At 67.5% G+C, this 23,836-nt stretch carries 19 protein-coding genes; 14 read left to right on the top strand and 5 right to left on the bottom strand.

Annotated elements, in window-relative coordinates:
• Positions 1–9: 9 nt before the first annotated feature.
• From pbpC to WS64_RS34770, 4 genes are all read left to right on the top strand, one after another.
• Positions 10–2,262 carry a penicillin-binding protein 1C gene (gene pbpC / locus WS64_RS31070; protein WP_060968836.1) on the top strand — a complete coding sequence of 751 codons (2,253 nt, stop codon included), beginning with the start codon at positions 10–12 and terminating at the stop codon, positions 2,260–2,262.
• A gap of 123 nt (positions 2,263–2,385) precedes the next feature.
• Positions 2,386–3,075 carry a hypothetical protein gene (locus WS64_RS31065; protein ID WP_060968835.1) on the top strand — a complete coding sequence of 230 codons (690 nt, stop codon included), beginning with the start codon at positions 2,386–2,388 and terminating at the stop codon, positions 3,073–3,075.
• Between the two features lie 386 nt (positions 3,076–3,461).
• Positions 3,462–6,674, top strand: a complete 3,213-nt coding sequence (locus WS64_RS31060; RefSeq protein WP_081103985.1) for a DEAD/DEAH box helicase — start codon at positions 3,462–3,464, stop codon at positions 6,672–6,674.
• A 3-nt stretch (positions 6,675–6,677) separates the two neighbouring features.
• Positions 6,678–7,622 (top strand): hypothetical protein, encoded by a 945-nt coding sequence (locus WS64_RS34770; RefSeq protein ID WP_155720520.1) that lies wholly within the window; start codon positions 6,678–6,680, stop codon positions 7,620–7,622.
• A 106-nt stretch (positions 7,623–7,728) separates the two neighbouring features.
• On the opposite strand, the gene WS64_RS31055 is transcribed toward WS64_RS34770, so the two are convergent.
• On the bottom strand, positions 7,729–8,976 hold the full coding sequence (locus WS64_RS31055) for a multidrug effflux MFS transporter (RefSeq protein WP_060968833.1): 1,248 nt from the start codon (positions 8,974–8,976) through the stop codon (positions 7,729–7,731).
• Between the two features lie 297 nt (positions 8,977–9,273).
• Here WS64_RS31055 and WS64_RS31050 point away from each other — a divergent pair, with 297 nt between their 5' ends.
• Entirely contained in the window at positions 9,274–9,816 is a 543-nt protein-coding gene (locus WS64_RS31050; RefSeq protein WP_060968832.1) for a hypothetical protein, read from the top strand.
• Between the two features lie 75 nt (positions 9,817–9,891).
• Here the strand turns inward: WS64_RS31050 and WS64_RS31045 are convergent, their stop codons facing one another.
• The gene (locus WS64_RS31045) at positions 9,892–10,788 is read right to left on the bottom strand and encodes a glutamate/aspartate ABC transporter substrate-binding protein (RefSeq protein WP_059585004.1); all 897 of its coding nucleotides are present in this window, start codon (positions 10,786–10,788) and stop codon (positions 9,892–9,894) included.
• Positions 10,789–11,206: 418 nt separating this feature from the next.
• Between WS64_RS31045 and WS64_RS31040 the strand changes: the two genes are divergently transcribed.
• Positions 11,207–12,877, top strand: a complete 1,671-nt coding sequence (locus tag WS64_RS31040) for a S8 family peptidase (RefSeq protein ID WP_060968831.1) — start codon at positions 11,207–11,209, stop codon at positions 12,875–12,877.
• Positions 12,878–13,592: 715 nt separating this feature from the next.
• A complete protein-coding gene (gene mgtA, locus WS64_RS31035) occupies positions 13,593–16,358 on the top strand; it encodes a magnesium-translocating P-type ATPase (protein WP_060968959.1) in 2,766 nt (921 codons plus the stop codon).
• Positions 16,359–16,467: 109 nt separating this feature from the next.
• Here the strand turns inward: mgtA and WS64_RS31030 are convergent, their stop codons facing one another.
• Positions 16,468–16,752 carry a transcriptional regulator gene (locus WS64_RS31030; protein ID WP_071332416.1) on the bottom strand — a complete coding sequence of 95 codons (285 nt, stop codon included), beginning with the start codon at positions 16,750–16,752 and terminating at the stop codon, positions 16,468–16,470.
• Positions 16,753–16,823: 71 nt separating this feature from the next.
• Positions 16,824–17,699, bottom strand: coding sequence for a LysR family transcriptional regulator (locus WS64_RS31025; protein WP_059585000.1), 876 nt, complete (start codon positions 17,697–17,699; stop codon positions 16,824–16,826).
• A gap of 51 nt (positions 17,700–17,750) precedes the next feature.
• On the opposite strand from WS64_RS31025, the gene WS64_RS31020 reads away from it, so the two are divergent.
• The 6 genes from WS64_RS31020 (at position 17,751) to WS64_RS30995 (ending at position 22,213) form a co-directional block, all read left to right on the top strand.
• Positions 17,751–18,029, top strand: a complete 279-nt coding sequence (locus WS64_RS31020) for a hypothetical protein (protein WP_060968830.1) — start codon at positions 17,751–17,753, stop codon at positions 18,027–18,029.
• Between the two features lie 207 nt (positions 18,030–18,236).
• Positions 18,237–19,319 carry a serine hydrolase gene (locus WS64_RS31015; RefSeq protein ID WP_060968829.1) on the top strand — a complete coding sequence of 361 codons (1,083 nt, stop codon included), beginning with the start codon at positions 18,237–18,239 and terminating at the stop codon, positions 19,317–19,319.
• Between the two features lie 44 nt (positions 19,320–19,363).
• Positions 19,364–19,597: a DUF7661 family protein gene (locus WS64_RS31010; RefSeq protein WP_060968828.1), complete on the top strand. Its 234-nt coding sequence runs from the start codon at positions 19,364–19,366 to the stop codon at positions 19,595–19,597.
• Positions 19,598–19,681: 84 nt separating this feature from the next.
• Positions 19,682–20,125 (top strand): MarR family winged helix-turn-helix transcriptional regulator, encoded by a 444-nt coding sequence (locus WS64_RS31005; protein WP_060968827.1) that lies wholly within the window; start codon positions 19,682–19,684, stop codon positions 20,123–20,125.
• A 67-nt stretch (positions 20,126–20,192) separates the two neighbouring features.
• Positions 20,193–20,756 (top strand): cysteine hydrolase family protein, encoded by a 564-nt coding sequence (locus WS64_RS31000; protein WP_059639585.1) that lies wholly within the window; start codon positions 20,193–20,195, stop codon positions 20,754–20,756.
• Entirely contained in the window at positions 20,753–22,213 is a 1,461-nt protein-coding gene (locus WS64_RS30995; protein ID WP_060968826.1) for a DHA2 family efflux MFS transporter permease subunit, read from the top strand. Before WS64_RS31000 ends, WS64_RS30995 begins: the two co-directional genes overlap by 4 nt.
• 31 nt (positions 22,214–22,244) lie before the next feature.
• Here WS64_RS30995 and WS64_RS30990 read toward each other — a convergent pair whose 3' ends face one another.
• A complete protein-coding gene (locus WS64_RS30990; RefSeq protein WP_208606883.1) occupies positions 22,245–22,898 on the bottom strand; it encodes a LysE family translocator in 654 nt (217 codons plus the stop codon).
• A gap of 42 nt (positions 22,899–22,940) precedes the next feature.
• Here WS64_RS30990 and WS64_RS30985 point away from each other — a divergent pair, with 42 nt between their 5' ends.
• Positions 22,941–23,816 carry a LysR substrate-binding domain-containing protein gene (locus WS64_RS30985; protein WP_060968824.1) on the top strand — a complete coding sequence of 292 codons (876 nt, stop codon included), beginning with the start codon at positions 22,941–22,943 and terminating at the stop codon, positions 23,814–23,816.
• Positions 23,817–23,836: the final 20 nt, after the last annotated feature.

The following is a 23,836-nucleotide window of genomic DNA, read 5'->3' as shown; positions in this document are numbered from 1 at the left end:
GAGACCGCGATGATCGATCTGGCTTTGCCGCGGCCGGCGCGTTTCGCCGGCCGCGTATTCGTCGCCGTCGTGCTGGCCGCCCCGCTCGTCGCGCATGCGCTGCCCGGCTACGACGACGTGCGCCGCAACTGGCGCAGCTCCGACTGGGTGCTGCTCGCGCGCGACGGCACGCCGCTGCAGCGCACGCGCGTCGACCTCACCGAGCGGCGCGGCGACTGGGTATCGCTCGCCGACGTATCGCCCGCGTTCCGCGAGGCGATCGTCGTGTCCGAGGACAAGCGCTTCTACGAACACAGCGGCGTCGACTGGCGCGGCATTGCCGGCGCCGCGTGGGGCAACCTGTGGAACGAGCGCACGCGCGGCGCGTCGACCGTCACGATGCAGCTTGCGGGGCTGCTCGGCGATTCGCCGCGCCGCTCGGGCCAGCGCTCGCTGCCGCAGAAGGCCACACAGGCCGTGAACGCGCTGTGGCTCGAACGCAGTTGGCGCAAGGACCAGATCCTCGAGGCCTACCTGAACCTGGTGCCGTTCCGCGGCGAGACGATCGGGCTCGGCGCGCTGTCGCAGGTGCTGTTCGGCAAGGCGCCGTCGGGCCTCGACGCGCGCGAGGCCGCGATCGCCGCCGCACTCGTGCGTGCGCCCAATGCGGCTCCGGCGAAGCTCGCCGAGCGCGCATGCCGGATCCTTCGCGACATGCAGGCCGGGCAGGCATGCGCGTCGCTCGACGGCTACGTGCAGCTCGTCGTCGCACGCCCGGCCAATGCCGTACGCGACGAGGGCGCCGCCCTCGCCCCGCACTTCGCGCGGCGCATCGCGGCCGAGGTCAGGCCGGCGGCCGGCGCGCAGGTCCGCACGACGCTCGACGCGCCGTTGCAGCGCTTCGCGCGCGACACGCTGATGCGCGCGCTGACCGAACTGAACGCGCCCGCGCACCGGCGCAACGTGCAGGACGGGGCGGTCGTCGTGATCGATAACGCGACCGGCGAGATCCGCGCGTGGGTCGGCTCGTCGGGGGCGCTGTCGAGCGCGCGCGACGTCGATGCCGTGCTCGCGCCGCGCCAGGCCGGCTCGACGCTCAAGCCGTTCCTCTACGCGCAGGCGATCGACGAAAAACGACTGACCGCCGCGTCGCTGCTCGACGATGCGCCGATCAACCTCGCCGCCGGCGGCGGCCTGTACATTCCGCAGAACTACGACAAGGATTTCAAGGGCTGGGTGAGCGTGCGCAGCGCGCTCGGCGGCTCGCTGAACGTGCCGGCCGTGCGCGCGCTGGTGCTCGTCACGCCGCACCGCTTCGCGCGCACGCTGACCGCGCTTGGCCTGCCGCTCGCGCAGGAAGGCGATTACTACGGATTCAGCCTCGCGCTCGGCAGTGCGGACGTCACGCTGCTGTCGCTGACCAACGCCTACCGCGCGCTCGCGAATGGCGGCGTCGCGCGCAAGGTCGTCGATCTGCCGGCCGCTGCACCGGCACCGGCCGCCGGCGCATCCGGCGCATCGGCATCTGCGCGGCCGGACGCCGGCACGCGCGTGTTCAGCGAGGCGGCCAGCTTCGTCGTCACCGACATCCTGTCCGACAACAACGCGCGCGTGCGCACGTTCGGCTTCGACAACCCGCTCGCGACGCGCTTCTTCTCGGCGGTCAAGACTGGCACGAGCAAGGACATGCGCGACAACTGGACGATCGGTTTCACGTCGCGCTATACGGTCGGCGTGTGGGTCGGCAATGCGGACGGCTCGCCGATGTGGGACGTGTCGGGCGTCACGGGCGCGTCGCCCGTGTGGTCGGCCGTCGTCGGCTACCTGCACCGCGACCTGCCGAGCCGTGCGCCGCGTGCGCCGGCCGGCGTCGAAACGCGCCGCATCGCGTTCGAGCGCGACATCGAGCCGGCCCGCAACGAATGGTTCGTCGCGGGCACGGCGGTCGACACGATCCGGCTCGCGGCGCCCGCCACGCCGGGCAAGGACGGCGCGCGGGCGCCGCTGACGATCGGCGCGCCGACCGACGGCACGATCTTCGCGATCGATCCGGACATTCCGCCGAAGAACCAGCGGATCTGGTTCGAACGCTCGGCCGGGCGCGCGACGAAGTTCGCGTGGCGGCTCGACGACAAGATGATCGGGCACGCCGACCGCGTCGCGTGGCTGCCGTGGCCCGGCAGGCACCGGCTCGAACTCGTCGATGCGCGCGGCAACGTCGCCGATGCGATCGGCTTCGAGGTGCGCGGCGCGTTCGCGAAGCCGGCCGCGCGCAAGCCGTGAGGCGGCGGGCCGGTCTTGCTGGCCGGCTGCATTCGCTTTTACGCCAGTTCACGACATAGAATTACAGCAGCGCCGCATTCCCGATGCGCACCGGTTGCCTCATTCTCTCGATCGCCCGCGACCATGAACCTTCGCCTTACGCGCTTCACCCGCCCCGCGCTGGGCGCATTGTGCGTCGCAACACTCGCTGCCCTCCAGGCCTGCAACGGCGAAGCCTGCTTCGGCGTCGACGCGTGCTTCAACGACAACACGCAAACCGTCTCGCTGTCAGGCACGGCCGCGACGGGCGACGCGCTCGCGAGCGCGCAGGTGTCCGTCAATTGCGCGGCGGGGTCGGCCACGACGCTGACGGACGGCGGCGGCAACTACCGGGTGACGCTCAACGCCGCGCTGCCATGCGTCATCACCGTGGCGTCGGGCGGCGCGAGCCTGCATTCGCTCGCCTACGCGGGTGGCACCTTCAATACGACGCCCGAGACCGAGCTGATGCTCGTCTATCTCGCGGCGCAACTCGGGACGAACACGGCCGGGCTGATCGGCAATTTCCAGGGCACCCTGCGCTACCAGCGGGCGATGAACAGCCCGGACACCGTGCAGGCCGCGCAATCGGCCGTGGTGACGAACCTGCAGCAACGCTATGCGGTCACGCTGGCCGCACCGGCGTTCCTCACCACGTCGTTCGTGGTCGGGCAACCGGGCGTCGACAGCGATCTCGTCGCGCTGGCCAAGGCTGGGGCGATCGATTCGAACGGACTGCCGGATCCGGTTGCCGTGTCGCTGTTGCAGCAGGCCGGCGCCGCGCATCCGCTGTAAGCGCCGCGATCGTCGCCGCGTGGATTGACCGCGAGCGATTCCGTCGATATTCCGATCCATCGCTCAGCAATGCGCCAGCGCATGCCCGTACCGATTGGCTGCAATCCGTTCGGAGTCCCGCCGCCGTTCTTTTCATGGGCCACGCATCCGATCCACTTCATTCGAAACCTAACCATCGAACTCCGCTCTTGCGGCATTATCGACATCGAATATATCTGTTTCATTTTTTTGCAAATCGGAATAAATATCGGCTTATCTTCAATTTTTTCAACAATCGACATCAAGCCGCGCATTTCCCATTCGTCGAACAATTAGGTAAAGTGCCCACCATCCGACGACGCGAACATTTCATTCGCGCCGCATAGCGCAACATCGGTCTGCATCAAATGAATACGAAAGCACAGATTCTTCGTTACTGGCGCGCCGCTGAAATCTTCAATCCGCAGTCCGTTCCGGACATTGATCTGAAACCCGGAAAGCGAACGAAACAGACCGACCGTTTTACTCGCGACGATCTTCTCGCGCCCTGGCAACCCGGATTCACGCGTCTTCCGGCTGCGGGAAAGGACTGTGTATGGCGTCACGACGTCTACGGCGGTATCTACCTCGTCCGGCGCGTACGCGAATTGCTCGAGTCGGTCTTCGGGCAGGATCCGCAATCGTTCGACTCGCGACTCGACAGTCTGTCGGCATGCTTCCTGATTCGCGTCGATCATGACGGGCGCCCGCTCTTCGATACGTTCGTACTGTCCGCATGCGTCTGGGCATGGGGACGTACGGCCGCACCCGGACCCGATTCGCCAGACTGGCTCGACGGATTCGAATCATTCGCTGCCGACCTCCTGATCAAATTGCGCCAGATATTCGCGGTTCCCGACGACGACGACGAAGGCAAGGCGCTACTCGCGAAGGAACTCGACGTCGGACGCAAATTGACATTGGGCGACATTGACGCGATCACCGCATTGCTATTCGAGGAAATCGGCCTTGTGGAAGAGACGCCGGACGAACGCGCCCGCATTCAGTCGAAGCAGATCGAGGCCGGAAAGGTGTATCAGGTCGACCGTGTCGACTTCCTGAACAGCTTCTTTGTGGACGATCTGACGCGGGTCGCGGACGCGTTCGAGCGCAACGACGCGGGAGCCGCTTTATCGTCTTATCTGAAGCCGGATCGCGAGATCGACAACGCGGCGCGCACCGACACCCGGCAATCGGTCGATACGATGTACGAGACGCTCACTCCCGAGCGCTACCCCTCCGGGCGTTGGCCGGCAAGCGGACACCACCCGCTGGTCTTCAGTCAGCAGTTCGCGATCAACCGCATGATTCACGAACTGGACAACGACGCCGGGATATTCAGCGTCAACGGACCGCCCGGCACCGGCAAGACCACCCTGCTCCGCGATCTCGTCGCGCACATAGTCGTCACACGGGCTGAAATGCTTGCGTCGCTGCGCAGACCGGAAGACGCGTTCGACGGCGTCGGTGGCTGGGGATCCGGCAATCGTCAGCGGACCATCTATTTGTGGAAGCCGGAATTCTCGGGCTTCGAGATCGTGGTGGCCTCTGCCAATAATGGCGCCGTCGAAAATATCACGCTCGAACTGCCGGGAGCCGATGCGATCGACGACATGTGGAAACCGAGCGTCGACTATTTCCCGGATCTGGCCGCGCGCGCACTCGGCGGCGGCAAGCCGGTCTGGGGCTTGCTCGCAGCCCGTCTCGGCAACAAGACGAACCGCACCGCGTTCCTTCGCGACGTCTGGTGGGACGAACAAAAGGACGATCGTCGAACGAACGACGACTCGGAGAGCGAAAAAGGACTACCGGGCCTCATCACTTGGCTCGGCGACCACGCCAGGCGCCGGCCTTCGATGTGGCGTGAGTCTGTCGAGCGCTTCCGGCGAACCTGTGCCGATGAGTCGAAACTGAGAACGCAGCGCGAAGATTGGGCCCGGCAGGCAGACATGCTTCGTGCTGCGCGTTCGCGCCGGGATGCGCTGAACGCACTTGCGCGGGAACGCAGTCGGGCGACGGCGAACGCGACAAACGCTTACGAAACTGCTCGGGCCCGTCACTCGACGGCTATCGAACAAGCAAGGCAGGCGCACGTTCAAAAAATCGATCACTTGCATGCGCGCCCGGGTTTCTTCGAGAACGTGTTCAGCTTCGGTCGCGCACACCGGGACTGGCGAATCAGATTTCTGGCATGTATCGACGCCGAACAGCAGGCCAGCAATGCGATGGACACCGCCGCTGGCATTGTGGATCAAGCCGATGTCGCGCGCCGAGGTGCGGAACGACTCGAACGCGCGACCCACGACGAAATCGGGGTGCTGTCGGGTGACATTACGCGACTCGATGCCGGACTGGCCCAAGCGCGCAGGGTCCTGGGCGATCATTTCGTCGATCGCGATTGCGCCGAGCGCACGGACGACGAACGTGAACTATCGTCACCATGGACAGACCGGGCATGGAACGACGCCCGGGCAAAGGTGTTCCTTGAAGCACTGAACCTGCATCAGGCGTTCGCAGCCGAAAACGCCCATATCGTCCGTTCCAATCTGTTCGGCATGGTCGACATCTTGCAAGGCTCCGTACCGGGCAGCGTATCCCGCGAGGCTGTGAAATCCGCGTGGCAAACGCTTTTCGCTGTGGTGCCGGTCATATCCAGCACGTTCGCTTCGTTCAGTCGCCTGTTCTCGAATCTCCAGCGAGAGGAAATCGGCTGGCTGTTGATCGACGAGGCCGGACAAGGGCTGCCGCAAGCCGCCGTAGGCGCGCTGTGGCGGGCCAGGCGGGCCGTCGTGGTCGGCGATCCGCTTCAACTAGAGCCGATCCTGCCGCTGCCGTTCACCTCGCAACAGGCGCTGCGCACCCGCTTCGGCGTCGAAACGACGTGGACGCCCGGTCGTCAGTCGATTCAGCGGCTCGCCGACCGGATCTCGACGGTCGGCACCTATCTTCCCGACCATGAAGGCAAACCGCTCTGGGTCAGCGCTCCGCTTCGGGTTCATCGCCGCTGCGACGTCGAGATGTTCAATGTCGCCAACAAAATCGCGTACAACGGGATGATGGTATTCGGCACCGTCAAGCGGGCCCAACTCGCGCTTCCCGGGACGACCTGGATTCACGTCGAGGGACGCGATGCGAACGGACACTGGGTCCCCAACGAGGGACGTGCTGTCGCCACGATTCTCGATGACATTCACACACACGACGACGCCTCCGGAACGATCTATGTCATCTCCCCATTCCGGGACGTGACGCAAGGTTTGCACGACACGCTCGGCAATCGATACGGGAATGTCAAGATCGGCACGATCCATACGGTGCAGGGCAAGGAATCGGACGTCGTCCTGCTCGTACTGGGGGGCCATCCCGACCGCCCCGGCGCGAAAGCATGGGCGTCGGAAAAGCCGAATCTGCTCAACGTCGCCGTCAGTCGCGCGAAACGCAGACTCTACGTGATCGGCAATCGCGACGCGTGGCGCGACTATCCATTCTTCAGCGAATGCGCCGCCACGCTCGAACATCGGACGACATGGCCGGGCGTCGCCGGGCACGGCACCGCGATGCTCCTGCGCGACGAGGCATGACGAATGGACAACGTGATTGAACGCGCGGCGCGTCGTGCCGGTTCGATCGATACAATCGACGCCGACACCTATTTCCGGTGGCTCCGACTCGCATATACGGCGCGGGGCGCGGGCGAAGACGTCATCGTCACGCTGCACGCGGCGGGCACACCGGACGCCGACGCGCAAGCCATCGCATGCGGTCTCGACTTGCCCGACGGGCCATGCTCCGTGCCGGGGGCTGCCGCCCGTATCGTGTCCGACGGGCTGCCTGACCATGGGATCGGCGAACGCCGCAGCATCACACGACGGGACGGGCGTCCGTCGTCGCGCGTACGATACGGGCGCCGGGTCGCCGTCGGCGCTGCACTCATTGCCGTCGCAGCTGGCGGAGTCTTCGCGCTGATCCATCGCCCGTCCGAGCATCTGGCCGCGCCCCCCGCTCGGCCCGCCAGCCAGCAGCACGTGGCGGCAGCGATCGAGAATCGCCCGACATCGATACCGCATCAGCAACGCGACAGCTGGCGGGCCTCGCCATCGGAATCGCCGACGGCGCTGACGAAACACGCTCGCCCGTTGTCTCGCGACACATCGCTCAAACAAACGGACGATGCGCCCGCGCACACCACGCCGGCACCGGCGCCAATGGACGCGGCTCGTCCGGAATCCTGTCCGCCTGGTGTCGATCGCCTCGGGTGCCCGGGCGCTGCGGGCCGCACCGAGCGCGAATCGTCGTGTCCGAACGGCTTCAGCCGCGCCGGATCGTCATGCGTGCCGGCCGCCATGCCGCAGCACGCACACGCGATACCCAGCGGTTTCGGATGGGAATGCGACGTGGGTTTCATTCAGACCGGCCGGAGCTGCACGAAACTGCGCGTGCCACCCAACGCGCACGTCGATTTCACCAGACGCTCGTGGGAATGCGATTCGGGTTACGAACGCGCTGGCGAAAGCTGTCGCCCTTCGTGACGTAGATACTCCCCGCCCGGAAAACTGCGGCATCACGATACGGCGGGCCTGACAGGTATTCGCAAATCGAGCCATGCATGGCTTGGCTGCGTTGCCAGCCGGCCTGTTACGCCGCCTCGCCACTCCCGCACACGACCGGCGCCGCCTGCTGCCGCGACAGATGGCGCAGCAGCTTCGTCACCATCCACACGACGATGAACGACAACGCGACGAAGAACACCGCAAGCGGCGTCAGCACGTGAATCGACACGAAACCGGCCAGGCCCATCATCGCGGACGACACGAGCAGCAGCGCGCAGCCGAGAATCGCGCTCGTCAGGCCGGCGATATGCGGAAACAGCGAATTGCCCTTGGCCATCAGCGTCGGATACATCGCGCCCGCGCAGAAACCCATCACGAGCACCGGCGTCGCGAGCGTCCACACGCGCAGGCCGACGGTCAGCGCCAGCACCAGCATCGCGATCGACGCGCCCGCCATCACGCGCGCGCCGATGCGCAGCCGCTGCTCGGCGCTCGGCAGCCCGCGGCCGTGGATCCGGTTCGACAGGCCGCCGAGGAAATACATGAGGCCGATGCCGAGCGCGAGGTAGCCGAAGAAGGTCGGCGGCTTGTGCAGCGTGGTCTGCACCATGAACGGCCCGACGATGTTGAACACCAGCAGGATGCTGTAGCACAGCCCCTGTGCGAGGAAGCAGCTCTGGAACACGGGGCTCGCCAGCACCTTGCCGGTGTTCGCCATCAGCGTGCGCGGCTCGAGACGCACCGGCTTCGGCAAGGTTTCGCGGTAGCGCCACAGCAGCGCCCACATCGCCAGCGAGTAGACCAGCAGGAACACGAGGCACGCGCGCCAGCCGAACCATTCCTGCAGGTGCGCGCCGATCACCGGCGCGATGATCGGCGCCAGCCCCCATGCGATCGACATGTACGTGAACGCATGCATCAACGCCTGGCCGGAGAACGAATCGGTGATGATCGCCTTCGCCAGCAGGTTGGTGGTCGCGATCCCGAAGCCCTGCAGGCAGCGCGCGAGCACGAACGTCTCCAGGTTCGGCGCGCCGAGCGACAGCAGGCAGCCGATCGTGTAGATCACGAGCCCGAACGCGAGCACGCGCTTGCGTCCGTACGCATCGGCGATCGGCCCGAAGATCAGCTGGCCGAGCGCGTAAGCGGCCATGTAGCCGGACACGCTCGACTGGATCGCCTGCGGCGTGGTCGCGAACGAACGTGCCATGTCGGGCAGCGCGGGCACGTAGATGTCGATCGCGAGTTGGCCGGCGGACGCGAACAGGCAGATCAGGAACAGCAGGAAGCGCGGCGAATTCGACTCGCGCGCCGGAGTGAGCGTGGCGTTCATGACGACTGGGAAGGAGGTCGGGCAGCAGTGCCGCGCCGTCAATGTTCGGATGGCGAACATGCGTGCGGGGGTGGCGAATTCCGTATTGTGCCTGTTGTTGCACCGGGCGACAGGATTCCCCCTGGCGCGGGCGAGGTTGAATGCCGATCGCGGCACGTCCCGACATGCGCCGATCGGGCCGGCGGGCGGCGATTTTAATGTTGATTTAAGCCGACGGCCGCATTGTTTCGGGTGGCTCACTCCGTGAGCCGTACGTCATTGTTGATTCGATCAGTCTCGTTCGATGGAGATACGAAGATGCGATTCCGTTCGTATATGGCGGCGGGCGCGCTGGCGCTGGTGCCCGTGTTCGCGCTGGCCGGGCAAGCCGGCGCGGCGGCCGCCGCCCAACCGATGTTCGTCAATGTCAACGGGCAGGCCGTGCCCGTGAAGGCCGAAACGCGGGTCGTCCAGACGGCCGGCGGCCCGATGAAGGTCAGCACGTGGAGCTGGCACAGCCCGCAAGGCGGCGCGAGCTTCGAGATGCAGACGGCGTCGTCGGGCGGCATGCCGCCCGCCGCGGCGTTGCGGCAAATCCAGGCCGTGCAGTACCGGATGCAGGCGGCGCAGGCGCAGATGGTCGCGATGCAGCAGCAGATGATGGCGCTCCAGCACATCGCGCTCGCCAACGCGTTCGCGATGCCGATGCCGCAGCCCGTCGGGTTCGCGATACCGGCGTGGGCCGCGCCTCAACCGGTGCTCGTCATCGTCCCGGCGCAGCCGCCGATGCCGTCGGCGGCCCCGGCAACGCCGGCCGCTCCCGTCGCACCGGCCGCACGCGGCCCGGAAATCAAGGCCTGACGCGGTTCGCGCCACTCGGCGCGCCGCGCCCGAACCGCCGGCACGTGCCGGCGGTTTTTCTTTGAGACGGCCGGATCAATACTGCGCCTGATCCGTCGGATTCTTGAACAGCTGCTTCATCTCCGGCGACAGCGGATAGTTGAGGCTCACGCCTTTCGGCGGAATCGGCCGCATGAACCACTGATCGTAGAGCTTCTCGGCCGCGCCCGAGGTCTGCATCTTCGCGATCACGCCGTCGACGACGCGCTTGAACGCCGGATCGTCCCTGCGCATCATGCATGCGTAGTTTTCGTGAACGAGCGGCGTGCCCGCGACCGTATACGCGCCCGGGTTGCGGTCCTTCGCGATCTCGCCGTACAGCAGCGGCTCGTCCATCACGAACGCCACCGCGCGGCCCGTCGTGACGTTCATGAACGCTTCGGCGTGATCCTTCGCGCTGATGATCGTCATGTTCATCGCCTTCTCTTCGTTCAGCTTGCGCAGCAGGCGCTCGTCCGACGTGCCGGCCGTCGTCGCGACCGTCTTGCCGGCCAGGTCCGCGAAGTCCTTCACGCCCGAATCCTTGCGCGTGCTGAAGCGAATGCCGTACAGAAAGATGCTGTTCGAGAACGCGGCCTGCTTTTGCCGCTCGAGCGTGTTCGTCGTCGATCCGCATTCGAAGTCGATCGTCCCGTTCTGCAGCAGCGGAATGCGATTCTGCGACGTGATCGGGATTTCCTTCACCGCGAGGTTCGGCAGGTTCAGATCCGTCTTCAACTGGTCGATGATGCGCGACGCGATGTCCCGCGAGTAGCCGATGTTCTTCTGCTGGTTGTCCGAATACGAGAACGGCACCGACGACTCGCGAATGCCCAGCGACACGACGCCCGTGTCCTTGATCTTCTTCAGCGTACCGGTAAGGGCCTGCGCGTGCGCGGCGCCGGCCAGCGCACAGGCCAGCGCGACAGCCAGCCAACGGAAGCGGTGATCCATGCTTTTCTCCTGAAGAAACCTTGATCGAATCGCGATCCTACGCCCGCCAAAATTCGCCCCGCATCGGGGAAAGCGTCAAGCGCCCTCAGTCACGCGCCTCACCGTGAGGCATCGTTTCCGCGACGCGCAAAAGCGCCTGCGGCGCACGTTTCGCCGGGCCCGCTGCCTGCAATCTTGCACCCCATGAACAGGTCGCCCGTTCGAAACGCGCGTTCGTGCTGCAAGACAGCATCGCAACCGTTTGCGTGCCGCGCCTTTTTCGCACAAAACATACTCAAGAAGCCGCCTCATCAGCCGTTACCCAATGCATGGCGCGTCGCAGCAGCGCTGCGTGCGCCCGACAAGAACAAGGTCCGGTTTACGCCGGACCAGGCACCACCGCCGGCACGACGGTTATCTACGAGGATCGACTTTCAACATGAAAGCCAAACGCTTCAATTTCGCGCTGGCCCGTTCGGCCCATGCGCGCATGCTCGCCGGTATGCTGTCCGCCGCCGCGCTCCTGCCCCTCGCCGGTTGCGGCGGCGGAGGCGGCGGCGGCAGCGACCCGTCTCCGTCCAACGCGTCACCTGCACCGGCGCCCACGCCGACGCCCGCTCCCACGCCGGCACCCGCGCCCGCCCCGACCAACCCGCCGGCGTCGTCCGGCGGCAATGCGTGCTCGTCGCAGCAGGCCGCCGCGCAGATGGCCGCGCAGACGGCGCCGGTCGAGCCGCCGGTCGATCACCTCATCGTCAAGCTGAAAACGCTGACGGCCACGCGTGCGATGGCGGCCGTCGACGACGGTTCGCGACTCGACGCGGTGATCCAGCGCGCGATGACGCGCTGGACGGCGCCGGTGACCGGCAGCGCGCGCGCGTACGCGAGCACCGTCGCGCAAACGCCGGTGAACGTGCAGGTCGAGCGAACGATCTCGAACGGCGCGGCCGTGCTGTCGCTCGGCCAGCGCATGGCCGCCACCGATGCCGCCGCGCTCGCACAGGCGTTCGCGGCCGACAGCGACGTCGACTACGCGGAACCGGATCACCCGATGCAGATCCGCGACACGCCGAGCGACCCGCTCTACAACCAGCAGTGGTACCTGTCCGATCCGACCGCCGGCATCAACCTGCCGCCCGCATGGAACGTGACCAAGGGTTCGCCGACCGTCGTCACGGCCGTGCTCGATACCGGCTACCGGCCGCACGGCGACCTCGTCGGCAATCTGATACAGCAAGGCTACAACTTCATCAGCAACATCAACACCAGCAACAACGGCTCGAGGCGCGGCCCGGACGCAACCGATCCGGGCGACTGGGTCACGCAGCAGGAACTCGACGACGTCAACGGCCCGTTCTATCACTGCGCGAGCCAGCCGAGCAACAGCAGCTGGCACGGCACGCGCGTGATGGGCGTGATCGGCGCGACCGCCAACAACGGCACCGGCGTCGCCGGCGTGTCGTGGCTCGGCCAGATCCTGCCGGTGCGCGTACTCGGCAAGTGCGGCGGCGTGACGAGCGACATCGCCGACGGCATGCGCTGGGCAGCCGGCATTCCGGTGTCCGGCGTACCGACGAACCCGCGCCCGGCGAAGATCATCAACCTGAGCCTCGGCGGGGTCGGCGCGTGCAGCACGACGTTCCAGCGGGCGATCGACGACGTGACCGCGAAAGGCGTGACCGTGATCGTCGCGGCCGGCAACGACGGCCTGTCGACCGGGCTCGACCAGCCCGCGAACTGCCGCGGCGTGATCACCGTCGGCGCGACCGACGCGACGGGCCGACGCGCATCGTTCAGCAACTTCGGCGCCGACGTCGCGCTGAGCGCACCGGGCGTCAACATCCTGTCAACGTCGAACGCCGGCACGACGACGCCGGGCTCGGACACCTATGGCCCCGCGACCGGCACCAGCCTCGCGACGCCGCAGGTGACGGGGGTTGCCGCGCTGATGCTGTCGGTGAACGGCAACCTCACGCCCGCGCAGATCATGCAGAAGCTGCAAGGCGGCACGCGCGCGGCGAAGCTCTCGGCCGGCACGTCGTGCACCGCGATGCCGGCAGGCTCGGGCATCCTCGATGCGGCGGCCGCCGTCGCGACCGCGAACCAGTAACCGGCATCTCGTTCGACGCGGCCGCGCGCATGCCGACAAGGTGTGCGCGCGGCTGTTTCATTGCGGGTTGTCGGGCGCGACCGCGAACATGCACCCACGCGATCAAGCATCTCGAAATAACGCCCGACAAAAGGGTTGACGCTTCGCACGGCGAGCCATTACCATCGCCCCCGTCTAGTTACATGGAGTGTTCTGTGAACACCGATGCGAGTTGTAGTTGGTGCATGACCAACTTGACTGCTGCCTGAGGAAAACGCGCAGAGCCTCGTCTTCTGCCGCATCCCGGGAAGCAGGATGCGGCGCCCTTCCGGCCTGACTACCGGCCCGATCTCCCGCCGAATTTTCGATGTTGTCGAATGCACGCGACGCGCCGTCGCGCGTGTGCGTTCGTGCCGCGCGCGGCGCCAGCCGCGTGCGCCCTCCGTTCGCGTGCCGTCCGGCCGCGCGCCTCGTGGCGCGCGCCGCTGCCGATCGCCCGTGCCGACCATTCGCAACCGACAGGAGTGCAGATGAACTCAGACGACAGTAGTCGATTACCGCTCGCCGGTGCGACGCCGCGCATCGACACGCCGTGCGCCTCGCGCGCGCCGGCGAGCGTTCCCGCCTTTACCGATCCACAGCCGATCGCGCCTGACGCGACGCGGCGGGGAGCGTTCGTGCGTCGATAACGTCACGGCCGCTCCCCGCCCGCCGCCTCGTGCGCAAGGAGCGACTCATGACGACACGACACAACACCTCGCACAACAAACAGCGCGGCTTCATCAAGGCCGGCGCCGGCCAGCAGAACGAACCGCGCATCATGCGCGCCGCGCGGGAAGCGGCTCGCCCGCTCGAAGACACGCTGAAGTCGCTGCGCACCAGCACGCGCGGCCTCACCTACGATCAGGCCGCCGACCGCCTGCAGCATGACGGCCCGAACGAAATCGCGCACGACAAGCCGCCGCACTGGACTCGCCAGTTGCTGCTCTCGTTCCACAATCCGTTCGTCTACGTGCTGCTGGTGCTGGCCGCCATCAGCTTCTTTACCGACGTCTACTTCGCGGCGCCCGACGATCGCGATTACGTCGGCATGACGATCCTGCTGACGATGGTCACGATCAGCGCGCTGCTGCGCTTCGTGCAGGAATTCCGTTCGCTGCGCGCGGCCGAGAAGCTCAAGGCGATGGTCCGTACGACGGCCACCGTGCAGCGCGCGGTGACCGACACGGCCGAGCCGTCACGCCGCGAAGTGCCGATGCGCGAGGTCGTCGTCGGCGACATCGTGCATCTGTCCGCCGGCGACATGATCCCCGCCGACGTGCGCCTGCTCGCGTCGCGCGACTTGTTCATCAGCCAGGCCGTGCTGACCGGCGAGGCGCTGCCGGTCGAGAAGTACGACACGCTCGGCGCGGTGGCCGGCAAATCCGCGGGCGCGCCCGCGGCCGGCGCGGCCAACGACGCACCGGCGTCGCTGCTCGATCTCGAGAACGTCTGCTTCATGGGCACCAACGTCGTCAGCGGCACGGCGACGGCCGTCGTCGTCGCGACCGGCGAGGACACGTACTTCGGCTCGCTCGCGCGCAACGTCGTGAGCCACAAGCGCATCGAGACGAGCTTCGACCGCGGCGTGGCGAGCGTGAGCTGGCTGCTGATCAAGTTCATGTTCGTGATGGTGCCGATCGTGTTCATGATCAACGGCCTGACCAAGGGCGACTGGCTGAGCGCGCTCACGTTCGCGCTCGCGGTGGCCGTGGGCCTCACGCCCGAGATGCTGCCGATGATCGTCAGCGCGAACCTGGCGCGCGGCGCGGTCGCGATGGCGCGCCGCAAGGTCGTCGTCAAGCGGCTGAACTCGGTGCAGAACTTCGGCGCGATGGACGTACTCTGTACCGACAAGACCGGCACGCTCACGCAAGACAAGATCATCCTCGAACACCACCTCGATCTGTCCGGTCACAAGAACGAGGACATCCTGCGGCTCGGCTGGCTGAACAGCTTCCACCAGAGCGGCCAGAAGAACCTGATCGACATCGCGGTCGTCGCGCGCGCCGACGAGATCGGCGAACGCGTGAAGCCGCAGGGTTACAAGAAGATCGACGAACTGCCGTTCGATTTCGTGCGGCGCCGCCTGTCGGTCGTCGTCGAGGATACGCACGGCACGCACCTGCTGATCTGCAAGGGCGCGGTCGAGGAAATGCTGGCGGTCTCCACGCACGTGCAGGACGAAGACGGCGTGCGCCCGCTCGACTTCGTGGCCCGCAAGCGATTGCTCGAACAAGCCACCGCGTACAACGAGGACGGCTTCCGCGTGCTCGTGCTCGCGACGCGCACGATCCCGCGCGGCGACGAACGCGCGCAATACCGCACCGCCGACGAACGTGATCTCGTCGTGCGCGGCTTCCTGACCTTCCTCGATCCGCCGAAGGAATCGGCCGCGCCGGCGCTCGCCGCGCTGCGCGAGAACGGCGTCGCGGTGAAGGTGCTGACGGGCGACAACGCGACCGTCACGATGAAGGTGTGCCGCCAGGTCGGCCTCGCGCCGGGCAAGCCGATGCTCGGTACGGAAATCGACGCGCTCGACGATGCGACGCTCGCGCAGGCGGTCGAACGCACGACCGTGTTCGCGAAGCTCACGCCGCTGCAGAAGGCGCGCATCGTCAAGGCGCTGCAGGCGAACGGCCACACGGTCGGCTTCCTCGGCGACGGGATCAACGATGCGCCCGCGCTGCGCGACGCGGACGTCGGCATCTCGGTCGACAGCGGCGCCGACATCGCGAAGGAAACCGCCGACATCATCCTACTCGAAAAGAGCCTGATGGTGCTGGAGGAAGGCGTGATCAAGGGCCGCGAGACGTTCGGCAACATCCTGAAGTACCTGAACATGACGGCCAGCTCGAACTTCGGCAACGTGTTCTCGGTGCTCGTCGCCAGCGCGTTCCTGCCGTGGGAGCCGATGCTCGCGACGCAACTGCTCGTGCTGAACCTGATCTACGACACGTCGCAGATGCTGCTGCCGTGGGACAGGATGGACCCCGAGTTCCTGAAGAAGCCGCGCAAGTGGGAAGCCGGCAACATCGGCCGCTTCATGCTGTGGGTCGGACCCACGTCGTCGGTGTTCGACATCACGACGTACGTCCTGATGTGGACCGTGTTCGGTGCGGGCGCGCTGTATCACCTGAACGGCGGTTCGGGCGGCCAGATCGTGATGAATTCGGGCTGGTTCATCGAGAGTCTCGTGTCGCAGACGCTCGTCGTGCATCTGCTGCGCACGCAGAAGATCCCGTTCCTGCAAAGCACGGCGTCGCTGCCGGTGCTGCTGTCGACCTTCACCGCGATCGCGATCGGCTGCTGGCTGCCGTTCTCGCCGTTCGCGGAGGCGATCGGCTTCATGCACCTGCCGGGCACCTACTGGCTGTGGCTCGCCGCGACGATGGTCGGCTACATCGTGCTCGCGCAGATCGTCAAGACGATCTACGTGCGCCGCTACAAGCAGTGGTTCTGATGGCACGCCGATGACGACGTGCCGGCCCGTGCACTACCCGCGCGGGCCGAACGACCCGACCTGCCGTCGTTCGGTGATGAACGGGCCGCATCAGCGGCCCGTTTTTCTTTCATTGGGCGTCGTTCGCGCCGAACAGTTGCGCGCACACGGCGCGCCCTTCATCGGTCAGCGCAGCGCTGCCGGTACCGTCCTCGTTCAACGTCGTCGCGCTCAGGCCTGCGGCGTCCAACTGCGTGAGCACGCGCCGCAGCGTGCTCATCGGCAGTTGCGTGCGTTTTGCAATTTTCGGCAACGACCAGGTCTTGCCGGCCGGATCGCTCGCGGCTTCGTTCAGCGTCGCCAGCGTGGCGACGAGTGCGGGATCGAGCGGGGATTCGTCGGATTCTGAAGTCATCGGTTCGGGCTCGTCGGCCGGCGTCGGGCCGGCATGCATGGAGAAAACGATCGCGGACACTATACGCCGCGTCACGCGCCCTTGAGCGCCGCGCGCATGAACGACACGAAACGCGCGGTGACGGGATCGTCTCGCTCGGACCGCCATGCGAGCCCCACGCGCCACTTCGCGTCCCGGCCGTCGAGCGGCAGCACCGTCGCGTCGCGCAACAGATACCGCGCACTCGACGGGATGAACGCGACGCCGACGCCGGCCGCGACCGACGTCAGCACCGACTGCACGTCTTCCGCCTGCTGCATCACGTGCGGCACGAAGCGGCGCTCGACGCACCACCGGTCGATCTGCGCGGCCAGCCCCGGGCCGCGCGCACGCTGCAGCGCGATGAAGCCGATTTCATTGAGCACGTCGAGGTTGGCCGGCACGCGCTTGAAGCCGAGATGCGGCGGCACCGCGAGCGCGAGCGCCTCGTCGGTCACCTTGAACGACGACAAGCCTTCGTCGGAAGGCAGGCGCAGGAAACCGGCGTCGAGCTTGCCGGCGCGCAGCCGGCGCGTCTGTTCGGACGACGACAGGTCGCTCAGCGTCACCGCGATACCCGGATTGCAGCGACGGAATTCGGCGATCAGTTTCGGCACGAGCGTCAGCACCGACAGGCAGATGCCGAGCCGCAAATGCCCGCGCTGCCCGCTCGTCGCTTCCCGCGCACGCGCCAGGATTTCGTCGGCATCGCGCACGAGCGCCTGCGCGTCGGGCAGGAAGCGTTCGCCGAACGGCGTGAGTTCCGCGCCATGCCGGCCGCGCTCGAACAGCTTGCCGCCGAGGCTCGCCTCGAGTGCGCCGATCTGCTTGCTGAGCGCGGGCTGGCTCATGTGCAGTGCATCGGCCGCACGGCTGAAATGGCACAGCTCGGTGACCGTCAGGAACGTGCGCAGCAGTTTCAGTTCCATTCTTTCGTGGAATCGTAACGATTGAAATATTCATTTTACCGATCGAATGCAATGGCGTTCAATACGGACATGCCCTTCCCGGAACTCACTTTCATGTCCGTCGATCAAGCTGCCGACTGCGTAGCCGAGCCACCATGCGATGTCGCGGACGCAAACGCATGCGTTGTCGCCGCCGATACGCGCGCACCGAAACGCCGTACCGAACGCACCGACGGGCGCAGCCGCCGCTTTCGCTTCGGCGACGCGCTGGACGACACGCCGCCGCGCGCGGTGACGGGTTCGATCGCGGTCAGTTTCGCGGTTGTGTCGCGGCGAAACTGGCCGCGCTGACCCGCACACCTGCTCGCCTTCTGTGCGCGTCCTGTCCCACGCGCGCCGCTGCCCGGCAATTCGAAAACGATCGGAATCCTCCCGTATCGCGCGTCATTGCGCGTCATCGAATCGTCATCGCTCCGCGATCGACCGTATAATTTCCCGCACCCGCCGACCGCCCATGCATCCGCGCAGCCGCATCGCGCGTGAAAAGGAGACTTTCGCTTGACCGGCCTCATCGCGCGCGTGCCTCGCGCCCGGATCGCCCTGATCCTCGCCCTGTCGTTCCTGCTGCTGGCATTCGCCACGAATGCGTCCGCGCAGCGCGTGCAGCCGCATCGCACCGCCCATGCGCAGCCGCATGCACACACGAAGGTCGTCAAGAAGCAACCGCATCGCAAGAAAAAGGCCGTCAAGCATCGCCGCTCGCGCGTGACGCATCAGGCGGCCAAACGCCACGCGGCACCCGCGCCGCAGCAGCGGCGCGCGAAACGCACGACTGCCGTGCGGCCGCGTCCGCCCGCGAAACCGAAATTGCTCGCCAGCTGCGGCTACACCCCGCGCGCGGTCGGGTCGCTGCATTCCCGCGCGGCCTACGTGCTCGACGTCGATTCCGGCACGCCGCTGCTGGCCCGCCACGCACGCACCGTGCGGCCGATCGCGTCGATCTCGAAACTGATGACGGCGGTCGTCGCGCGCGACGCCGATCGGCCGCTGAACGGCGTGCTGCGCGTGACCGCGCGCGACCGCGACACGATCAAGTTCACCGGTTCGCGCCTCCAGGTCGGCTCGGAACTGTCGCGCCGCGAGATGTTCCACATCGCGCTGATGTCGTCGGAGAACCGCGCGGCCGCCGCGCTGAGCCGCGACTACCCGGGCGGGCGCGCGGCGTTCGTCAACGCGATGAACCGGAAAGCGCGCCAGCTTGGCATGCGGCATACGCATTTTCGCGAACCCACCGGCCTGTCGCCGCACAACGTGTCGACGGCGGAAGACCTCGCGCGGCTCGTCGGCGCGGCCGCGCGGGATCCGCTGATCCGCTATTTCTCGACCGATCTGTCGGCCACCGTGCGCCCCGGCGACGGCGAACTCGTGTACGTGAATTCCGACCCGCTCGTGCGCTACCGCCGCCTGCCGATCCGGCTGCAGAAAACCGGCTTCATCAACGAATCGGGGCACGGGGTCGTGATGCGCATGCGCGTGAAAGGCCGCCGCGAAACGGTCGTGCTGCTCGGCGCACCGACGCGTGCCGGCGTTTCGAGCGACGCAATCAGGATCCATCGCTGGCTGTCCTGTTCGATCCAGTAAACGCGTACGGGCAGCCGGCGCGTTCACGCCACCGGAGCGACGCCATGCAGGACGAATACCGCTTCAACGCATTCGGCCGGCTGCTCGCCGTCGTGCGCACGGACGGCCGCTGGGCCGTGTTCGATCTCGGCGCCGAAGGCAAACGGCGCCCGGCCAATCTGCAGATTCCATCCGCGCTCGCCGCGGACGAACTCGGCCAGTACCTCGGCGATCTGCTGCACGAAAACGCGACCCCGCGATACAGCGAAGTCGTACCGGTCGCGCATCGGCGCACGTAACCGCGTGCTGACGGTGCCGCCAGCCGGCGATCAATTCGACAGCTAAACTTGCAAGTTTAGCTGTCGTGTCCTAAGATTCGCCGCATGAACCCGCCACGCAAACCCGGCGTTTCCGCCGAAACCGTCGCCGCCGACCTGACCCTCGCGGTCGGCCAGCTCATCCGCCGGCTGCGCTCCGAGGTCGATTCCGCAGGGCTCGGCATGTCCCAGACGAGCGCGCTCGCGCGGCTCGATCGGCACGGGCCGATGACGACCGCCGATCTCGCGCGCGCCGAAGCCATGAAGCCGCAGTCGATGAAGGCGATCCTCGCGAGCCTCGAGGAAGACGCGCTCGTCGAGCGCGAGCCGCATCCGACCGACGGACGCCAGATCCTGTTCAAACTCACCGCGGCCGGCCTCGACGCGCGGCGCAAGCGCAATGCCGCGAAACACAGGTGGCTCGGCGCGGCGATCGAACAACTCGATCCGCAAGACATCGACACGCTCGCCGCGGCCATCCCGCTGATCCGCCGCATCGGCGAGCAATGAACCCGGCCGGTGCGCCGCGCGGCATGCGCGCGCCCGGCTTTCTTCGCCCTTTCCCCGGAGCCCCATCATGAGCGCAACCCGTCTCGACACGAACACGGCGCTGGTCGTCATCGACCTGCAGAAAGGCATCGTCGCCCTCCCCACCGCGCACCCGGTCGCACCGGTGATCGCGCACGCCCGCGAACTGCTCGACGCATTCCGCAGCCGTGGCCTGCCGGTCGTGCTGGTCAACGTCGCGGGCGGCGCGCCGGGCCGCACCGAGCAACCGCCGCGCACGGCGCAACTTCCCGCCGACTGGACCGAACTCGTACCCGAACTGAACCGCCAGCCAGGCGACCACGTGGTGACGAAGCACACCTGGGGCGCCTTCACCGGCACCGGTCTCGACGCGCATCTGAAGGCAGCCGGCGTCACGCAGATCGTGCTGGCCGGCGTCGCGACGAGCATCGGCGTCGAATCGACCGCGCGGCAGGCGCACGAACTCGGCTACCACGTGACGCTCGCCGTCGACGCGATGACCGACCTCAACGCCGACGCGCACGTCAACAGCATCGAACGGCTGTTCCCGCGCCTCGGCGAGACGGGCACGACGCAGGACATCGTCGCGCTGCTCGACCGGCGCGGCGCGTGAGCACCCCACGCATCCGGCCGGCACCGGGCCGCGCGCCCGGCCGGTTCGATCCGTCGATCTGGAAAGTCAGCGCGGTCGCGACGCTCGGTTCGCTGCTGTCGCAACTCGATGCGACGATCGTCAACGTGTCGCTGTCGAGCCTCGCGACCGACCTGCATGCGAGCCTGTCGACGATCCAGTGGGTGACGAGCGGCTACCTGCTCGCGCTGACGCTGGTGCTGCCGCTGAGCGGCTGGCTCGTCGATCGCATCGGCGCGAAGGCGCTGTACCTGTGGTGCTTCTCGGCGTTCACGCTGACGTCGGCGCTGTGCGGGCTCGCGTGGTCCGCGCCGTCGCTGATCGCGTTTCGCGTGCTGCAAGGCGTCAGCGGCGGTTTGCTCGCGCCGATGGCGCAGATGATGATCGCGCGCGTCGCCGGCCAGCAGATGGCGCGCGTGATCGGCTACGCGGCGGTGCCGGTGCTGCTCGCGCCGATCCTCGGCCCGGTCGTGGCCGGCGCGATCCTGCAACACACGTCGTGGCGCTGGCTGTTTCTGGTGAACCTGCCCGTCGGCGCGCTCGCGCTCGCGCTGGCGGTACGATTCCTGCCCGGCGACCGGGACGATGCGCCGCGGCGCGAACTCGACTGGATCGGCCTCGCGTTGCTGTCGCCGGGCCTCGTGCTGTTCCTGTACGGCGTCGAGCGGATCGGCGCGATGGCCGGCATCGCGGCGGTCGCAGGCTCGGCGCTCCTGCTCGTCGCGTTCGTGCGCTTCGAGCGCCGCCGGGGCGAGCGTGCGCTGATCGATCTCGCGCTGTTTCGCTCGCGCGTGTTCGGCGCGGCGGCCGGCACGCAGTTCCTGTCGAACGGTGCGTTGTACGCCGGCCAGATGCTGATCCCCGTGTTCCTGATCCAGGCGTGTGGGCGCTCGCCGGGCGAGATGGGCTGGCTGCTCGCGCCGCTCGGGCTCGGCATGCTCGTCACCTATCCGTCGATGGGCGCGCTGACCAGCCGGTTCGGCGTACGCCGGCTCGCCGCCGGCGGCGCCTTGCTCGCACTCGCCGCCACGCTGCCGTTCGTGTTCCTCGCGCTGACCGGCTACGATCCGCTCGTGCTCGTACCGGCGCTGTTTCTGCGCGGCATGGGCCAGAGCGCGATCGGCGCACCGTCGATCGCCGCCGCGTATGCGTCGGTCGAGCGCCGCAACCTGCCAATGGCGACGACGTCGCTCAATATCGTGCAGCGGCTCGGCGGCCCGACGTTCACGACGCTATGCACGCTGTTTCTCGCGTGGCGGCTGCAGGCCGAATCGGTCGCGGCGGGCGGCACGCAGGGCGTCGCGTATGCGTGGGCGTTCGGCCTGCTGTGCGCGCTGCATGCGGCGAGCTTCGTGACGACGCTGCGGCTGCCGTTGCGCTCGGCCGGTGCAGGCGCCGGCGACCGACGGGCCGGCAACGCACCGGCCGGTTCGCGCTGAACACGGACCGCGCCGCGTGCGCGGCCTTCCGCTACGGCAGCCACATCGGCACGATCGACGCAGCGAGCAGCACGCCGAGCCCCGCATTCAGGCAACGCCACTGCCGCTCCGTGCGCAACACGCGCGCGAACAGCAGCCCGGCGAAACACCACAGCGACAGCGACGCCATCGCCGCCACGCCGAATGCAAAGCCGAGCAGCGCGCCGAGCCGCGCCGGCCCCGAGGCGAGCGCCGCGAACGACGCGGCCGCGCCGAGCGTCATCGCCCAGCCTTTCGGGTTGTGCCACAGCATCCACACGCCGCTGACGAACCCTTGCGGCCGGTGCACGTCGACATCGAGCCGCGGCTTGCCGCCACGTCCGATGCGCACGGCGAGCCACATCAGGTACGCCGAACCGGCCGCCCTCATCGCGAGCTGCAACGCGGGCAGCGCGAGCAGCACACTGCCGAGCCCGGCGGCGGCCGCCGCCGCCATCGACGCGAGGCCCGCCGCGATGCCCGCCATCAGCGGCAGCGAACGCCGATAGCCGAAATGCGCGCCCGATGCGGTCGCGAGCGTCGTCGCGCCGCCCGGCGTCACGGTGGACACGATCACGAACAGCACCAGCGGCAGATAGTCGTGAAGCGGCACGAAGGCTCCCGGTTGTCGTTGCTGAAGCCTCGTTTTTACCTGCGATTCCTCCATTACGACAGCGAAAGCTTTTTATGCATTCCATTAGCATTCATAATGCGACGCATGGCACGCAATCTCGACCTCGCGCTGCTGCGCGCATTCGTCTCGGTGGCCGATCATCGCAGCATGACGGCGGCCGGCCACGCGCTGCACCTGACGCAGGGCGCGATCAGTCAGCAGGTCGCGCGGCTCGAAATGCTGTCGGGCCCGCTGTTCGTCCGCGAGCATCGCAATCTGCTGCTGACGGCCGCCGGCGAGCGGCTGCTCGAACAGGCGCGCCGGCTGCTCGCCGTCCACGATGCGCTGCTCGCCGACCTGAGCGCCGGTGCGGTGGAAGGCGCGGTACGTCTCGGTGCGCCGCAGGACCTGGTCGGCACCTGCCTCGCGCCAATCCTGAGAAGCTATGCCCACGCGCATCCGCAGGTCGCGCTCACGCTCGTGTGCGCGGCATCGCCGGAGTTGCGGCGCGGGCTCACGCACGGTGACCTCGACGTCGCGCTGATCGAGGCGCCGGTCGGATCGTCGCGCGGCGAGTGCATCGCCGTCGACCGGCTGGTGTGGGTCGGAGCGAAAGGCGGCACCGCGCACCGGCACTCGCCGCTGCCGGTATCGATGGTCGCGCCGGCCTGCGCATTCCGCCCGACGGTGCTCGATGCACTGCGCGGCTGCGATCGCCCGTGGCGCACCGTGTTCGAGAACGGCAGCTTCGATGCCACGGCCGCGACCGTGCGCGCCGATCTGGCCGTGACCGTCTGGCTCGCGTCCACCGTGCCGCCCGATCTCGACATTCTGCCGGCCGGCAGCGGCCTGCCCGCCCTGCCGAATTTCTCGATCAACCTGCACGTGCCGCGCGGCCAGCACACGCCGGCCGTGACGGAACTGGCCCGCTGCCTGCGCAACGGTTTCGCGCGCCTGCGCGCGCTCGCGTAGCGCCGCCGCGCCAGGGCCTG

The sequence above is a fragment of the Burkholderia anthina genome (assembly GCF_001547525.1).
GTDB classification, from domain to species: domain Bacteria; phylum Pseudomonadota; class Gammaproteobacteria; order Burkholderiales; family Burkholderiaceae; genus Burkholderia; species Burkholderia semiarida.
This window is presented reverse-complemented; position numbering and strand designations above follow the sequence as displayed.

Excerpts from the sequence above, each read along its gene's own strand:
- WS64_RS31045 (WP_059585004.1), bottom strand. The coding sequence starts at position 10,788 with ATGGATCACCGCTTCCGTTGGCTGGCTGTCGCGCTGGCCTGTGCGCTG.
- WS64_RS31005 (WP_060968827.1), top strand. The coding sequence starts at position 19,682 with ATGAACCCGCCACGCAAACCCGGCGTTTCCGCCGAAACCGTCGCCGCC.
- WS64_RS31020 (WP_060968830.1), top strand. The coding sequence starts at position 17,751 with ATGGCGTTCAATACGGACATGCCCTTCCCGGAACTCACTTTCATGTCC.
- mgtA (WP_060968959.1), top strand. The coding sequence starts at position 13,593 with ATGACGACACGACACAACACCTCGCACAACAAACAGCGCGGCTTCATC.
- WS64_RS31060 (WP_081103985.1), top strand. The coding sequence starts at position 3,462 with ATGAATACGAAAGCACAGATTCTTCGTTACTGGCGCGCCGCTGAAATC.
- pbpC (WP_060968836.1), top strand. The coding sequence starts at position 10 with ATGATCGATCTGGCTTTGCCGCGGCCGGCGCGTTTCGCCGGCCGCGTA.
- WS64_RS31040 (WP_060968831.1), top strand. The coding sequence starts at position 11,207 with ATGAAAGCCAAACGCTTCAATTTCGCGCTGGCCCGTTCGGCCCATGCG.
- WS64_RS31050 (WP_060968832.1), top strand. The coding sequence starts at position 9,274 with ATGCGATTCCGTTCGTATATGGCGGCGGGCGCGCTGGCGCTGGTGCCC.
- WS64_RS30985 (WP_060968824.1), top strand. The coding sequence starts at position 22,941 with ATGCGACGCATGGCACGCAATCTCGACCTCGCGCTGCTGCGCGCATTC.
- WS64_RS31000 (WP_059639585.1), top strand. The coding sequence starts at position 20,193 with ATGAGCGCAACCCGTCTCGACACGAACACGGCGCTGGTCGTCATCGAC.
- WS64_RS31010 (WP_060968828.1), top strand. The coding sequence starts at position 19,364 with ATGCAGGACGAATACCGCTTCAACGCATTCGGCCGGCTGCTCGCCGTC.
- WS64_RS31065 (WP_060968835.1), top strand. The coding sequence starts at position 2,386 with ATGAACCTTCGCCTTACGCGCTTCACCCGCCCCGCGCTGGGCGCATTG.
- WS64_RS31025 (WP_059585000.1), bottom strand. The coding sequence starts at position 17,699 with ATGGAACTGAAACTGCTGCGCACGTTCCTGACGGTCACCGAGCTGTGC.
- WS64_RS31030 (WP_071332416.1), bottom strand. The coding sequence starts at position 16,752 with ATGACTTCAGAATCCGACGAATCCCCGCTCGATCCCGCACTCGTCGCC.
- WS64_RS30990 (WP_208606883.1), bottom strand. The coding sequence starts at position 22,898 with ATGGAGGAATCGCAGGTAAAAACGAGGCTTCAGCAACGACAACCGGGA.
- WS64_RS34770 (WP_155720520.1), top strand. The coding sequence starts at position 6,678 with ATGGACAACGTGATTGAACGCGCGGCGCGTCGTGCCGGTTCGATCGAT.
- WS64_RS31055 (WP_060968833.1), bottom strand. The coding sequence starts at position 8,976 with ATGAACGCCACGCTCACTCCGGCGCGCGAGTCGAATTCGCCGCGCTTC.